Raw genomic sequence first — 13447 nt, 5'->3', positions numbered from 1 at the left:
CACCTCACTTGAATAGGGATCAACTGCCCGCAAAGGGGGTACCGAAGATACCGACGCCGAGTTCGGCCCAAATCAAAAAGAGGAGGATAGCCACGACCAACCAAAGGATGTGCTTACGTTTTAGTTTCATTACCAGTGTGTTGCGTTACTGCTAAGATAAGTTTTTCAACCCCAAACCGTACCACATCGGTGGTCGGGAGTCCCGTCAGAGCCTCGGTGGCATCGACTTTTTCTTGCGCTACTTCCTCGCTGAGGCCCACCGTGTTCAAGGCGACACCCAAGGTTTTCGCGGGTTGTAAAGAGCCGTTGACCGCAGCGACCGCCTCATTGAGGGCGATAAAAGCATCCAAGGGGGGTATCGGGACATGGGAGACCGGATAACGCAAATGCGAATGTGCGGCCTTATGGCACAGGATGAAATGGGTCGGTTGTGAACCGCGGATCAGTGGTAGGGTGGCCGTGCTCCCGGGATGGGCCAGGGAACCCTGCCCTTCGATGATGACAATGTCTTTATCGGCCTGTTCCAAAACCGCCTGTTCGACGGCCCCAGCAGCCTGGTCGACCTTGATGGCGTCTAGTGGGATGCCATTGCCCATCAGGGTGATTCCGATTTGCCCGGTAGGTACGAATCCTACGGAACGTCCTTCGGCCTGTAAAGCGGCATACAATTCCAATCCGGCCGTCATTTTCCCAGCGGCCATGTCGGTACCGATCATCAAGATGCGCTGGTTGGGCAAGGCGGCGGCCTTGGCCGTCGCTATCGGATAGCTCGGCTGGGGTTTGCGCACGTCCCAAATGCGATTGGTCACCAGATGCTCGCCGTATCTGGCGTTCAAATCATCGTGCAGCCCATTGATCAACGACATGCCGCTTTTCAGGGCTTCGGTGATCGGTGCGTCCCAAGCGTCGGGAAAACGTCCCCCGCTCGGGGCGATGCCCAAGACCAAGATTTCGGCTTCGTACCGCAAAGCTTCGGCTACGCTGCCCACCACGGGAATCGCATAGGGCAGTGCCACCGCTTCCGCAACGGTTTTTCCGGCATAGTTGGAATCGATCACGCAGACGATCGGATGTTTTGAAAAGCGCATCAAACCGTAGCCCATCTTGCCGGAATCGTTGTCTAAAGCCCCTTCCATAAACAGGGCGATTTTTTGATCGGTACTGAACATTAGGGAACGGATTTGAATTGGCCACCATGGCCCGGTACATCGAGCGGCATGGTGATTTCATTGAATAAGGGAGCCCCTTCGCAGGGATCCGGGTTCAGGTTCAAGTGCGAATCCAGGTCGATATGGTCCAAGGCCCCGGATACAGCGGCCCCGGCAGCGATCGAGATGGAGGTTTCGCCCATGCATCCTATCATGGTCTTTAGACCAAAGGAATTGGCCGTGGCAATGATGCGCAAGGCACCGCTTATCCCACCGCATTTCATCAGTTTCATATTGACCCCGTCGACCGCATCGGCCCATTTGGGGATGTCGGAAGCAAAACGACAGCTTTCATCCACGAAAATCGGGAGGGGTCGGTCGACAAATAGTTCGGAAAGCCTGGCTTCCTCGCCTTCTTTTAGCGGTTGTTCGACGTATTCGCAATGCCGTTCGGCCAACCACTGCATCATATGCTTGGCATCGGCCACGTTCCATCCACCGTTGGCATCGACACGGATGGAGATGGGATAGTTTTGATGATAAGCCAGGACCGCTTCGTACATGGCCTTGTCGGCCACGATGCCTTCAGGATTCCCCAATTTCACCTTCAAGGTACGGATACCGTCCTGCTCCAAAATCAAGGGTAGCCGCACCGCCGCCTCTTCGGGGGACATAATGCCCAAAGTGATCGAGGTGGCCTTGTTGGGTTTCGAAAAGCCCAACAAACGGTATAAAGGCATGCCGGCTTTTTTCGCCTTTAAGTCCCAAAGCGCCATATCAAGCGCGGCCAAAGCACAGGGGGATACCCCATGGACCAAGGCCTGGTCGTAGGTATCGAAAACGGCGTCGGGATCGATATCGTGCTTTGCTTCAAAAGCCTGCAGTTGGGCTTGGGCCTCCTCAGCCGTGGCCGCCCCTTCGGAAGCACCGGGGGAGGTCTCTCCCCAGCCGGTATGGCTGCCGTCGGTTATGGATACGAACAGGTTGTGTTGGCCATCGCGAACACCGCGGCTGATGCGCAGCGGAAAGCGTTTTTTCAAATACTGGATGTGGTAATTGAGGGTCATGGTTCGGGTTTGTCTTTTAAATGTATTCGATTTTGTTTGGGTAGCAAAGAAATCAACGGCAAACTGTATTTTTATGCCAAAACCCAGTCATGGAGGTACAGATCGAACCCAGTTGGAAAAGCCGGTTGCAATCGGAATTCGAACAGCCCTATTTCAAGCGATTGATCGAATTCGTCAAAGCCGAATACCGCAGCCATACCTGCTACCCCAAGGGCGGACAGTTGTTTGCGGCCTTCGACCACTGTCCGTTTCAAGAGGTGAAAGTGGTAATCATCGGCCAGGATCCCTATCACGGACCCAACCAAGCCAACGGCCTGTGTTTTTCGGTCAATGATGGGATTCCGCATCCGCCTTCGCTGATCAATATCTTCAAAGAGATCAAGGTCGATATGGGGGTGCCCTATCCAGAGAGTGGCAATTTGGAACGCTGGGCCGAACAAGGGGTATTGCTGTTGAACGCCACCCTTAGCGTGCGCGCCTCCCAAGCGGGTAGTCATCAAAAACAAGGCTGGGAGACCTTTACCGATGCGGTGATCAAAACGCTTTCTGCCGGTCGCGAAGGGGTAGTATTCCTATTATGGGGCGGATTCGCCAAGAAAAAGGCCGGGCTGATCGACAGTTCGAAACACCACATCCTGACCTCAGGGCATCCTTCCCCCTTAAGTGCGAACCGAGGGTTGTGGTTTGGGAACCAGCACTTTAGCAAAACCAACGCCTTGTTGGCCCAAATGGGCCGCCCGTTAATAAGTTGGTGAACTATAAGTTTCCTACCCAAAAATTTTGCAATATTAAATTTTGTACGTTTAAATCTTATTAACTTTATACGAAAATTCTTATAGGGGTGGGAAAGCTACAATCGGTGTTGTTGGTAGATGACGACGACACCACCAATTTCCTGAATAAATTCTTCTTGAGCCAATTGGACAGCGGTTTGGAGGTCAATGTGGTCGCCAACGGGAAGGAAGCCATCGAATTTTTACTGCTCAACGGTGGTGAGATCGCTCCCTGTCTTTTGATATTGGACACCAACATGCCGGTAATGAACGGCTGGGAGTTTTTAGACGCCTATGAGGCGAAAATCGATGCGGGCATCAAAAAGAAGGTCGTGATCGTCATGCTGACCGCCCTCGACACCGAGAACATCGTTGCCAAAGCCATGGCCGCGCCCAACGTGGCCGATACGGCGCAGAAACCCCTTTCCGATTTGAAATTCAGGGCGCTTATCAACAAACATTTTTCTTAGTTATTCCAACAAATAGGTGGTCGAATCATGGGTGGATTCCAACAAGCCCAATTGGTGTAGGCGGTGTTGCACGTCCAACAGGGTAGCCGTCTCGAGCTGCTCTTGACCCCATTCGGTCTTGGACAACCACGAACGGATATCCTCCAATTGCTGCCCATAACGGTTCGCCAAGGTGCGATCAATACTGGGGATCATCTTGAATTCGCGGGTATAGCCATTGATGACTTCCAAAATATGGGGCAGCAGGGTCGGATGTCGTTCCAAAAAGTCCGTACCGGCCGCGACCACGAAACAAGGCCAAGGGGTCGGGCAATCGCCCAAACGGCGAAAAGTACCCGCGTCTACCAAAGGCTTGGTCGTATAATGTTCCCATAAGAAATAGGCATCCATTCCGCCCGTCAATCCGGCTACAGCACCGTCCAAATTGTTGATGATCTCGAATTCGAGTGCCTTACGGTCCCAACCTTGGTTTTCAGCATGTACATAGGCCATCAAATGACTGCCACTGCCCATACGACTGATGGCCGCTTTGGCACCTTGGAGCTGGTCGAGTTGGGTATAGTGACTGTCTTGGGCCACATGGATGCCCCAAAGAAGGGGCGAAGCCACATAGGTCTGCACGATCTTGGTCGGATTGCCGGCCGCGATGCTTTTGACGATGCCTTCGGTCAAGATGATGGCCAGATCGGTCTCTTGATCCGCCAACATCTGGGCCATACGCCCCGTGCCTTCGGGGATGTCGGTCCACTGCAGGTCGATGCCCCGGTCGGTAAAGGCGCCATCTTCAATGGCCATATGCCAAGGGAGGTTGAAATGCTCGGGTACCCCGATGATCCTAACGTGCTGCATCCGTTTTCGCTTTTAGATAGGCATAGATAGCATATTGTGACCGAAGTTCGGCTGTATCGTCCGCTTTTTCCACCTTGTGGTTGCTGTCCTCGGCGTCGATCACCCGGGCTTTGGCGGTGTCTTGGAGTTGCAGCTCGAGAATATCCTTCAATTCCGAAAAAACAGCGGTGTCCAAAATGGGGGTCAGTACTTCGATGCGCTTGTCGAGATTTCGGGTCATCCAATCGGCGGATCCGATAAACATTTTGGGGCTTCCCCCGTTTTCAAAAAGGTAGATCCGGCCGTGTTCCAAATAGCGATCGATGATGCTGGTAATCACGATCGGCGCTTCCCCTGGCGCCAATTCCGATAGGGCCTTGGGTTGCAGGCAACAAAAGCCCCGGACCAACAACCGAATGGGCACCCCGGCTTCGCTTGCCCGATAGAGGGCCTGGATCATCTTGGTGTCTTCCAAACTGTTCATTTTAGCCGTGATACCTGCGGGTTTTCCTTGTCGGGCGTTGTCGATTTCGTTTTGGATCAATTCCATAAAGCGGTTACGGCTTGTAAAAGGCGATACCAAAAGGTATTTTAATTTGGGGATGATCAACTTGCGGTCCAAGACATCGAATACTTGCGCCAATTCACCGGTAATGCCTTCATGGGCCGTTAACAGGCCGTGGTCGCAGTATAGTTTGGCGGTCTTCGCATTGAAATTCCCGGTACCGATATAGGCATAGCGCTGGGTGCGGCCTTCCTGTTCGCGCTCGACCAAGGCGATTTTCGAGTGTACTTTGATGTTGGGCACGCTGAACAATACGGTAGCACCTTTCTCTTGAAAGATCCGGCCCCATTTGATATTGTTTTCCTCATCGAAGCGTGCTTGGGCCTCCACGAAGAGCAAGACCTGTTTCCCCAGTTCAAGGGCCTTCAATACGGCATCGGTCAATTTCGAGCTTTTGGCAATGCGGTAAAGCGATAGTTTGATGCTGGTGACCGAAGGGTCCTGGGCGGCGTTCTCGATAAATGTTTCCACCAAATCGAATTCTTGGTAAGGAAAATGCACCAAAAGGTCTTTTTCACCGATACGGTCCAAGAGGTTGCCTTCATACCCGGCTTCCGGATGGGGCAGCGGTGGCATGGGTCCGTATTGCAAGTGGCTATGGGCCGCTTTCACAGGAAAACCGAACAGGTCCGATAGGTTGTGGTATCGGCCACCCTCTAGCATATCGACCGAACCCAAGCCCAATTCCGATTGCAAATGCCGTTGCAGGCTTTCGGGCATGGCCGCATCGAAGAGTAGGCGTGTGGGTTGCCCCGATTCACGTTTGCCCAATGCGTTGTAGATCCGATCGACCAGCTCGGCATCGGTATAATCATCTTCCAAATAGAGTTCGGCATCCCGAGACATCTTGATGCCATAAGCCCCTTTAACTTGCTTTTGGGGCAAGAGGGTCGGGGCATGGGCCCTGACGATGTCGTCCAAGAACAGCAGGTTCAGTCCCGGGCCGGGGAGTTCGATAAAGCGGCCGCACGTCTTGACGGGAATTTTGATGGTATCGAAGTCGGTATCGGAGATATCGGCGATCAGGTACAATTGGCTGTCGTCGACATCGGTTTCCCGCACCAGGTCGATGACACTGCAGTGGGGCCGGATTCCCGTTTCGAACAGGGCCGAAACGTATTCGTTCTGTTCGGTATCCAGCTCCTCCATTTGGAGTATTCGTATGCCTTCTTCCCGTAATTCCTCCAAAATCCCCCCAAAAACAGCACCGTATCGTTCTTGTTGTTGTCGAACGGTCTTGAGTATGAACTTCAATTTTTTGTTGGGCTTTAAGACCAGCTTCTTGCGAAGGGGTTTGTCGACCGCCTTCAATTGACGCAACTGCGAGACCCGTACCTTGAAATATTCATCGAGGTTGGATGAAAAAATGGCCAAAAACTTCAGCCGTTCGAGTAGGGGGGTAGTCGGATTGGCCGCTTCGAGCAATACCCGCTCGTTGAAATATAGCCAATTGATGTCGCGATGCTTCAAAGGTCGTTTGTCCATACTGCAGTTTCCCCAAAAATAACCAGAAGATAGGGGTTGTACTTAAAGCGAACGTTAAGTCAGCTGCTCAAGGGTGTATTGAATGAGGGCTTCGACCGTGTCAGCGGGTCGGGTCGAGAACGCTCCAGTGGCCCGGTTGGCCAAAATGGCGTTCATCGAGACCGCATGATGTCCTAAAGCGGTCGCCAGACCGTAAATACCTGCCGTTTCCATCTCCAAATTGGTCAAGGGGCGGCCTTCAAAACGGTAGGTCTGCAACAGTTCATTTAAGTCGGGATACTTCGGGGAGAGCCTGATTTTCCTGCCTTGCGGGCCGTAGAAGCCGGCGTTGGTCACGGTAACCCCAAATCGTATACGATTTGAATCGAGCTGTTGGCATAGGCTTTTCGAAGCTTCGGTCACATAATGGGCAATGGATACCCCATGGTCTTGTAAATAGCTCGAAAAATGGGTGGCGAAAGGGGAATCCTCGGCTGTGTAAAACTGGAAGAGGCCGTCAAAACCGATGGCGCGTTCCGAGATCAAAAAGCTATCGACCGGAATGTCGGCCTGTAAGGCCCCCGAAGTGCCGATCCGGACGATGTCCAGATGGGTCAGGTCCTTTTTTATGGTCCGCGAAGCAAAATCGACGTTGACCAAGGCATCCAATTCGTTCAAAACGATATCGATGTTATCCGTACCGATCCCCGTAGAGATGACGGTCAACCGTTTTTGGTTCAGATAGCCGGTATGGGCGACGAATTCCCGTTTTCCTTTTTGGAGTTCCAGGGAGTCGAAGTGTTTGGAGACCGCTGCCACCCGATCGGGATCACCGACGGTGATCACGGTAGGGGCCACATCCCCAGGATGCAGATTGAGGTGGTATATGCTGCCGTCGGAATTGAGAATCAGCTCAGATTCGCGCAAAGGCATGCTATAGTTTTAGGATGCGTTCCGTAGTCGTATTGTACAAAAAGTTATACTTCAAGGCACCGCCAAGATAGGCGTCGTTATCGCGTAAGAAAGCGTAGTAGTTGGTTTGTTCTTCCAATACTTCCTTGCCCTTTTTATTCAAACGCACCGGACTAAGCGAGGAGAACAAAGGACGCACGTGGCCGATAATCCGTTCGAATTGGGAGTCGCCGTAACCGTATACCCCTTGGTTGCTTAAAATAGCCCCCATCAATTCCCGTTTGTTCTTCGGTTTTTGCGCTGCAGCTACCTTCAACACTTGGTTTTCAACGGCATTCAGGCCATTGCGGATGCTCGGGAACCGTTTTAAATGGGCCTGTACGGCATCGCCTAGGTAGGCGAACTGGTAATTTTCGAAATCCTTGAGGTTTTCAAGACGCATGGGGTTGTCGCTGCAGTACAGCTGCCATACGTAATCGGCGTATTCGATATCGTCTTGTGAGAGTATGGTGCGGTTCTCGTACAAAGCCAAGAGCTTTTCATCACTCAACTCGTTCAAGGCATACAGATTGCCTGAAGCGTCCTCCTTGCCACTGCAGACCAAAGCGATTTCCGCATGACGACGGTGGGTCTTGAGCCAGCTGATGACCGCTAGCATATTGACCTGACAAAAAAGATCGTATTCAAACCAAAGGACGATACGATCTTGTTGTTTATGATTGCAGAGGGAACGGTATTCCTTCAGCGTTTTTTCTACGAACCACGACTTGGTGACTTTGTAGTTTTTGTTTAAAAAATCAAAACGGGTTTTCCAAAAAGACTCGCTTCCGACCGTGCTTAGTGTTTTTCCTTCACACAGCATCTCCCTCCAAGTAATAATGTCTCCTTTGATAGGCAAAGTGTTCAGCCTATCTGTGAAACTGTCCCCATTGGTAATGTGCAACAGCGATTTCATTTTTAGTTGTAGTTTTCGTTGGTTAGAAGAACTAAAGTAAGCTTAAAAGGAAAAAAACAAAAATAATTTTCTCAAAACCCTGCGTTTCATCCGAGAAATTTAACAGTTGACCGAATAATCGGACGGACTAAAGCAACCACTGGTTTCAACCCCCGACACGCTTGACCGAAAACCCATTTTCTTTCAGGAAATCCATGATCTTATCCCTAAAATCCCCTTGTATGATGATGGTTTCGTTTTTATGGCTGCCGCCCGTACCCAATAGGTTTTGCAGGGCTTTGGTCAATTTCTTGAAGTCTGAGGTAGCTCCGTTATAGCCTTCGATCAACGTAATCGGTTTGCCTTTCCGTTTCTCGTATTTGCACAGCAACGGGTCGTCTTGCAACCAGAATTCCGGGGCCTCAGGCTTGGGCGTATCATCAGGTTCGGGTTGGTGATCGGGAAATAGGTTTCTCAATTGGTCTTCCAAATCCATGTTCAGTGTAGTTTGAGTTGTTTTGGGTCTACGGTCAGGCTGACTTCGGTGTCATATACAAGGGCGTCGATCTTCGGCAGCAAGACTTCGAGCGTGCTGCGCTGATGTTGGTGTTCGACCTTGGTCTCGGGGTCGGGCAGGTACACCAATCCCTCATAGTCGTCCTCCCCATAATGCAAGGTGATGTCGAAGAAATAAAAGTTTTCGGGCGGAATATGCGGCGTCCAGTCCAAACCTTCAACAAAATGCTTGGGCGTGCCGATTGCGTATTGCAAAGGGGAAATATCCAGGTTCAAGGTCCCCATGAAATAGGCCTCCAAGTCGATACCCCGAGCTTTGAACAAGGGGGCTTGTTGTTTTAAGGTGCCTTCTGGATAGCGGGTATCGCCTTTCTTTCCTGAAGCGGCCCCATAGCCCCTGATGATGGTCGCCTTGACGGTCATCTTATTTTTTGATCAGGCCCAATTCGATAAGGCGTTCGTTGAGATAGCCCCCGGCGGTGATGTCTTCGAATTGCTTCGGATGGGCCTGGTCGACACAATTCTCCAGACAGTCCAAGGGCATTTCACTGATGGGATGCATGAAGAAGGGGATGGAGTAGCGCGAGGTGCCCCATAGTTCGCGAGGTGGATTGACCACCTGATGGATGGTGGATTTTAGTTTGTTGTTCGTCAAGCGGGATAGCATATCGCCCACATTGATCATCAATTGATCGGGTTGGGCGATGGCATCGACCCATTCCCCCTCGTGGTTCTGTACCTGCAAACCTTTGCCATGGGCCCCCATCAACAAGGTTATCAGGTTGATATCGCCATGGGCGGCGGCACGCACCGCGTTCTTGGGTTCACTGGTGATGGGCGGATAATGGATCGGACGGAGGATGGAATTACCGTTCTTGATGAATCCGTCGAAATAGGTTTCTTCCAAATCGAGGTGCAGGGCCAAGGCGCGCAGCACGTATTGGGCGGTCTTTTCGAGCATTTGGTAGGTTTCCTTGCCCACCGCATTGAATTCCGGCAATTCATGGACCGTTACATTGTCGGGGTATTCTTCTTCCAGCTTTGCATTGTCTTCCACATACTGGCCGAAATGCCAAAATTCCTTCAAATCGCCTTCCTTGCGGCCTTTGGCGTGTTCCTTGCCAAAAGAAGTATAGCCGCGTTGCCCGCCGATGCCCTCGATCTCGTAACTGTCTTTGGTAGGCTGTGGGAGGGCGAAGAACTTCTTGATTTCCCCATAGAGGTCCTCCACCAAGGCATCCGAAAGAAAATGTCCGCTCAGGGCGACGAAGCCGATGTCTTCGAAAGCGGCCCCGATCTGTTCGACGAATCGTTGTTTTCTGGCGGGATCACCAGAGACGAAATCCCTAAGGTCTACGCTGGGTATGGCACTCATAACGGTTGTTTTTACGGACTATCAAAGGTAAGCAATCTGAAAGAACCGAAAATAAAAAGTAGGTCCATCCCCCTACATTTTTACTACTTTTATCCCTGTTGAAAAATAGACCTATGCGATACCATAGTGGGGGACTCGACCCGCAAACGCTGATCGACCTGTACCGGGGCATGTTGAAACCCCGGATGATCGAAGAGAAAATGCTCATTTTGCTACGCCAGGGCAAAATTTCAAAGTGGTTCAGTGGTATCGGACAAGAGGCCATCTCGGTCGGGGTGACCTCGGCCTTGAAAGCGGAGGAGTACATCCTGCCCATGCACCGCAACCTGGGGGTCTTTACCTCTCGAAACGTACCCTTGAACCGGCTGTTTGCCCAATGGCAGGGTAAGGCAAGCGGTTTTACCAACGGCCGCGATCGCAGTTTCCATTTCGGTACCCAAGAACACCGCATCGTGGGCATGATCTCGCATCTGGGGCCCCAATTGGGCGTGGCCGACGGCATTGCCTTGGCCGACATGTTACGCCGCAAGAAGCGCTGTACGGCGGTCTTCACTGGCGAAGGGGCGACCAGTGAGGGGGATTTCCACGAAGCGCTGAACGTGGCCTCTGTTTGGAACCTGCCCGTACTGTTCTGCATCGAAAACAACGGCTATGGGTTATCGACACCGACCAGTGAACAATACAACTGCAAGCACTTGGCCGATCGGGCCAAAGGCTATGGCATGGAATGCCGCATTATCGACGGAAATAACATTTTGGAGGTCTACGCCAAGGTGAACGAACTCTGTAAATCGATCCGCAAACGACCGCGACCCGTCTTGGTCGAGTTCAAGACCTTTCGCATGCGGGGCCATGAGGAGGCCAGTGGCACCAAGTACGTGCCTGAAAAGCTGATGAAGAAATGGGAGAAGAAAGATCCCATTGCCAATTATGAAAAACACTTGCTGAAAGAAGGGGTGTTGACCGAAGCCGATATCGAAGGCTTTAAAGCGGAATTTAGCGCTGAAATCACCACAAATCTCGATTTGGCCTTCTCGGAATCGGCTGTCGAATACAATGAAAGTAACGAATTAGGTTCGGTGTACAAAGAGTTTGTATATCAAGAACATAATCCTTCAGAGAAAACATCCAATATTCGATTCGTGGATGCCATTTCGAAAGGGCTGTACCAATCCATGGAAACCCATAACGACTTGATCATCATGGGCCAGGATGTGGCCGATTACGGCGGGGTTTTCAAGATCACGGAAGGCTTTGTCAAAGATTTTGGCCGCAGCCGGGTGCGGAATACCCCGATTTGCGAATCGGTGATCGTTTCGGCGGCCATGGGGCTCTCCATCAATGGGATGAAGGCCGTGGTCGAAATGCAATTTGCCGATTTCGTCAGTTCGGGCTTCAATCCTATCGTGAATTATTTAGCGAAAGTCCATTACCGCTGGGGACAGCAGGCCGATGTGGTGGTGCGCATGCCCTGTGGTGGGGGCGTCGGTGCCGGACCCTTCCATTCGCAAACGAACGAGGCATGGTTTACCAAGACCCCGGGACTCAAAGTGGTCTATCCGGCCTTTCCGGCCGATGCCAAAGGGCTGTTGGCCACCGCGATCAACGACCCCAACCCGGTGATGTTCTTTGAACACAAGGGCTTGTACCGCAGCGTGTACGGCGACGTGCCCGAGGAATATTACACCCTGCCTTTCGGGAAGGCGAACGTGCTCCAACAAGGCACGGCAGCGACCTTGGTCACCTACGGCGCCGGCTGTCATTGGGCCTTGGAGCTGTTGGAAAAGCATCCGGAATGGGATGTGGAACTGCTGGATCTGCGTACCCTGCAACCCTTGGACGAAACCGCCATCTTCGATTCGGTCAAAAAGACGGGCCGATTGCTGGTCTTGCACGAAGACACCCTCTTCGGGGGCTTGGCCAATGATATCGCAGCCCTGGTCGGCGAACGCTGTTTTGAATATTTGGATGCCCCCGTCGTTCGCGTGGGCAGCCTCGAAACCCCGGTTCCTTTCGCCAAAGCCTTGGAAGCGAACTTCTTACCCAAGCAACGCTTGGAAACCGCTATGGGGGCCTTGCTGGCCTATTGAGTGAAGGACGGATTTTTTTGGATTCCTAGACGTCGCTAGGGGTTGTTTTACTCGTATATCCACAAACGCTAAATCATTAGGATATGCTAAAACAAACCTCACTTATGGGTATCGTCTTGCTGTTATGCTGTGCTTCCTGCACGGTCTCGAAGTCGGCACGGACCCAACGCAACCTCTTTAGTGGTACCTGGAATCTGGACAACATTCGCTATGAGAACAATTCAGGCAGTTTTCAAGCCCTGCTGTTCGGCGATGCCAAAGACATCTGTTTCGAAGACAGTGAATGGTTCTTTCGCGACAACAACAGCACCGGCCGGTATACCATTACCGGGGGGTCGCTTTGTCAAGGCGGTGACCGCTACTTCAGATGGTCGGTGGTCGAACCGACCCAGAACTACTCCAGTCAGCTGCAGTTCAAGTTCATCGATGAGAACAACAAGGATATCACCGGTCAGGGGTATCGCTTGAACATTTCGAACCTGACCGAATCGCAAATGGTCTTACGATCCAACGCCAATGTCGATGGGGAAACCGTGACCATAGTCTATGAATTCTCAAAAAAATAATATGAAACGAATTGCAAAACAAAGTGTATCCTACCTGCTCGTTTTGAGCCTTTTGGTAGGGTGTAAGACCATACAGAATGCGAACAACGCCCAAAAAGGCGGGGCCATAGGCGCTGCCGGAGGGGCCGTGATCGGCGGGGTGATCGGTAACAATGTCGGCAAGGGCAATACCGCCCTTGGGGCCATCATAGGTGCTGTCGTCGGCGGGGCCGCAGGTGGGTATATCGGCAGCCGAATGGACCGTCAGGCCGAACGTATCGAAGAAGAGATCCCCGGAGCCGAGGTACAACGGGTAGGGGAAGGGATCAACGTGACTTTTACCCAAGATGCCGGGGTGTTTTTCGACACCAACAAGTCGGATGTCAAGGGGTCCTCGGCCGAGACCCTGAACAAATTGGCCGGTATTTTCAAGGAATACCCCAAGTCAAACATCTTGGTCGAAGGGCATACCGATAGTGCCGGATCGGATGACTACAACTGGAAGCTTTCACAACAACGGGCCGAATCGGTGACCCGATTTTTGGTCGCTCAAGGCATCAGTCCGCTGCGCTTTACCACCAAATGGTATGGAGAGAGCCAGCCCCGGGCCACGAACGAAACGGCCGAGGGCAAGGCTAAGAACCGTCGGGTCGAATTGGCCATCGTTGCCAGCGACGCCTTGAAGGAAGAGGCCATGCAGGAAACCAAGAACTAAAGTTTCGTAAACCCCACAGAAAAATCCCGATTTCGATCGGGATTT

Annotated in this window: 14 protein-coding genes; 5 read left to right on the top strand and 9 right to left on the bottom strand. The window is 52.0% G+C overall.

The window, feature by feature from the left end:
• Window positions 1-113: 113 nt before the first annotated feature.
• On the bottom strand, window positions 114-1169 hold the full coding sequence (locus tag ABV409_RS08920; protein WP_353877237.1) for an N-acetyltransferase DgcN family protein: 1056 nt from the start codon (window positions 1167-1169) through the stop codon (window positions 114-116).
• Complete coding sequence (locus ABV409_RS08915) at window positions 1169-2215, bottom strand: dipeptide epimerase (RefSeq protein WP_353877236.1); 1047 nt, start codon at window positions 2213-2215, stop codon at window positions 1169-1171. Before ABV409_RS08915 ends, ABV409_RS08920 begins: the two co-directional genes overlap by 1 nt.
• 89 nt (window positions 2216-2304) lie before the next feature.
• On the opposite strand from ABV409_RS08915, the gene ung reads away from it, so the two are divergent.
• Together ung and ABV409_RS08905 are read left to right on the top strand one after the other, a co-directional pair.
• Window positions 2305-2970, top strand: a complete 666-nt coding sequence (gene ung, locus ABV409_RS08910) for a uracil-DNA glycosylase (RefSeq protein WP_353877235.1) — start codon at window positions 2305-2307, stop codon at window positions 2968-2970.
• Between the two features lie 86 nt (window positions 2971-3056).
• Window positions 3057-3458: a response regulator gene (locus tag ABV409_RS08905; RefSeq protein WP_353877234.1), complete on the top strand. Its 402-nt coding sequence runs from the start codon at window positions 3057-3059 to the stop codon at window positions 3456-3458.
• Here the strand turns inward: ABV409_RS08905 and ABV409_RS08900 are convergent, their stop codons facing one another.
• From ABV409_RS08900 to ABV409_RS08870, 7 genes are all read right to left on the bottom strand, one after another.
• Window positions 3459-4307: a substrate-binding domain-containing protein gene (locus ABV409_RS08900; RefSeq protein ID WP_353877233.1), complete on the bottom strand. Its 849-nt coding sequence runs from the start codon at window positions 4305-4307 to the stop codon at window positions 3459-3461.
• The gene (gene ppk1, locus ABV409_RS08895) at window positions 4294-6336 is read right to left on the bottom strand and encodes a polyphosphate kinase 1 (protein ID WP_353877232.1); all 2043 of its coding nucleotides are present in this window, start codon (window positions 6334-6336) and stop codon (window positions 4294-4296) included. The genes ABV409_RS08900 and ppk1 overlap by 14 nt, the downstream gene beginning before the upstream one ends.
• A gap of 54 nt (window positions 6337-6390) precedes the next feature.
• The gene (locus ABV409_RS08890) at window positions 6391-7248 is read right to left on the bottom strand and encodes a nucleoside phosphorylase (RefSeq protein WP_353877231.1); all 858 of its coding nucleotides are present in this window, start codon (window positions 7246-7248) and stop codon (window positions 6391-6393) included.
• A gap of 1 nt (window position 7249) precedes the next feature.
• Window positions 7250-8182 carry a DUF1835 domain-containing protein gene (locus ABV409_RS08885; RefSeq protein WP_353877230.1) on the bottom strand — a complete coding sequence of 311 codons (933 nt, stop codon included), beginning with the start codon at window positions 8180-8182 and terminating at the stop codon, window positions 7250-7252.
• A gap of 145 nt (window positions 8183-8327) precedes the next feature.
• A complete protein-coding gene (locus ABV409_RS08880; protein ID WP_353877229.1) occupies window positions 8328-8657 on the bottom strand; it encodes a translation initiation factor in 330 nt (109 codons plus the stop codon).
• A gap of 2 nt (window positions 8658-8659) precedes the next feature.
• The gene (locus ABV409_RS08875; protein ID WP_353877228.1) at window positions 8660-9100 is read right to left on the bottom strand and encodes a hypothetical protein; all 441 of its coding nucleotides are present in this window, start codon (window positions 9098-9100) and stop codon (window positions 8660-8662) included.
• A 1-nt stretch (window position 9101) separates the two neighbouring features.
• Window positions 9102-10052, bottom strand: coding sequence for an isopenicillin N synthase family dioxygenase (locus tag ABV409_RS08870; protein ID WP_353877227.1), 951 nt, complete (start codon window positions 10050-10052; stop codon window positions 9102-9104).
• A 113-nt stretch (window positions 10053-10165) separates the two neighbouring features.
• Between ABV409_RS08870 and ABV409_RS08865 the strand changes: the two genes are divergently transcribed.
• The 3 genes from ABV409_RS08865 (at window position 10166) to ABV409_RS08855 (ending at window position 13402) form a co-directional block, all read left to right on the top strand.
• Window positions 10166-12142 carry an alpha-ketoacid dehydrogenase subunit alpha/beta gene (locus tag ABV409_RS08865; RefSeq protein ID WP_353877226.1) on the top strand — a complete coding sequence of 659 codons (1977 nt, stop codon included), beginning with the start codon at window positions 10166-10168 and terminating at the stop codon, window positions 12140-12142.
• An 83-nt stretch (window positions 12143-12225) separates the two neighbouring features.
• A complete protein-coding gene (locus ABV409_RS08860; RefSeq protein WP_353877225.1) occupies window positions 12226-12708 on the top strand; it encodes a lipocalin-like domain-containing protein in 483 nt (160 codons plus the stop codon).
• A gap of 1 nt (window position 12709) precedes the next feature.
• Window positions 12710-13402, top strand: a complete 693-nt coding sequence (locus ABV409_RS08855) for a YiaD family glycine zipper/OmpA-like lipoprotein (protein ID WP_353877224.1) — start codon at window positions 12710-12712, stop codon at window positions 13400-13402.
• Window positions 13403-13447: the final 45 nt, after the last annotated feature.

The sequence above is a fragment of the Flagellimonas algarum genome, from assembly GCF_040513375.1.
Lineage (GTDB): Bacteria > Bacteroidota > Bacteroidia > Flavobacteriales > Flavobacteriaceae > Flagellimonas_B > Flagellimonas_B algarum.
Note: the sequence above shows the minus strand (reverse complement) of the source record. Positions and strands in the feature narration are given on the sequence as shown.

What these genes read in the sequence shown, in the direction of transcription:
- ABV409_RS08920 (WP_353877237.1), bottom strand. Translation starts at nt 1,169, where the DNA reads ATGTTCAGTACCGATCAAAAAATCGCCCTGTTTATGGAAGGGGCTTTA.
- ABV409_RS08915 (WP_353877236.1), bottom strand. Translation starts at nt 2,215, where the DNA reads ATGACCCTCAATTACCACATCCAGTATTTGAAAAAACGCTTTCCGCTG.
- ung (WP_353877235.1), top strand. Translation starts at nt 2,305, where the DNA reads ATGGAGGTACAGATCGAACCCAGTTGGAAAAGCCGGTTGCAATCGGAA.
- ABV409_RS08900 (WP_353877233.1), bottom strand. Translation starts at nt 4,307, where the DNA reads ATGCAGCACGTTAGGATCATCGGGGTACCCGAGCATTTCAACCTCCCT.
- ppk1 (WP_353877232.1), bottom strand. Translation starts at nt 6,336, where the DNA reads ATGGACAAACGACCTTTGAAGCATCGCGACATCAATTGGCTATATTTC.
- ABV409_RS08890 (WP_353877231.1), bottom strand. Translation starts at nt 7,248, where the DNA reads ATGCCTTTGCGCGAATCTGAGCTGATTCTCAATTCCGACGGCAGCATA.
- ABV409_RS08885 (WP_353877230.1), bottom strand. Translation starts at nt 8,182, where the DNA reads ATGAAATCGCTGTTGCACATTACCAATGGGGACAGTTTCACAGATAGG.
- ABV409_RS08880 (WP_353877229.1), bottom strand. Translation starts at nt 8,657, where the DNA reads ATGGATTTGGAAGACCAATTGAGAAACCTATTTCCCGATCACCAACCC.
- ABV409_RS08875 (WP_353877228.1), bottom strand. Translation starts at nt 9,100, where the DNA reads ATGACCGTCAAGGCGACCATCATCAGGGGCTATGGGGCCGCTTCAGGA.
- ABV409_RS08870 (WP_353877227.1), bottom strand. Translation starts at nt 10,052, where the DNA reads ATGAGTGCCATACCCAGCGTAGACCTTAGGGATTTCGTCTCTGGTGAT.
- ABV409_RS08865 (WP_353877226.1), top strand. Translation starts at nt 10,166, where the DNA reads ATGCGATACCATAGTGGGGGACTCGACCCGCAAACGCTGATCGACCTG.
- ABV409_RS08860 (WP_353877225.1), top strand. Translation starts at nt 12,226, where the DNA reads ATGCTAAAACAAACCTCACTTATGGGTATCGTCTTGCTGTTATGCTGT.
- ABV409_RS08855 (WP_353877224.1), top strand. Translation starts at nt 12,710, where the DNA reads ATGAAACGAATTGCAAAACAAAGTGTATCCTACCTGCTCGTTTTGAGC.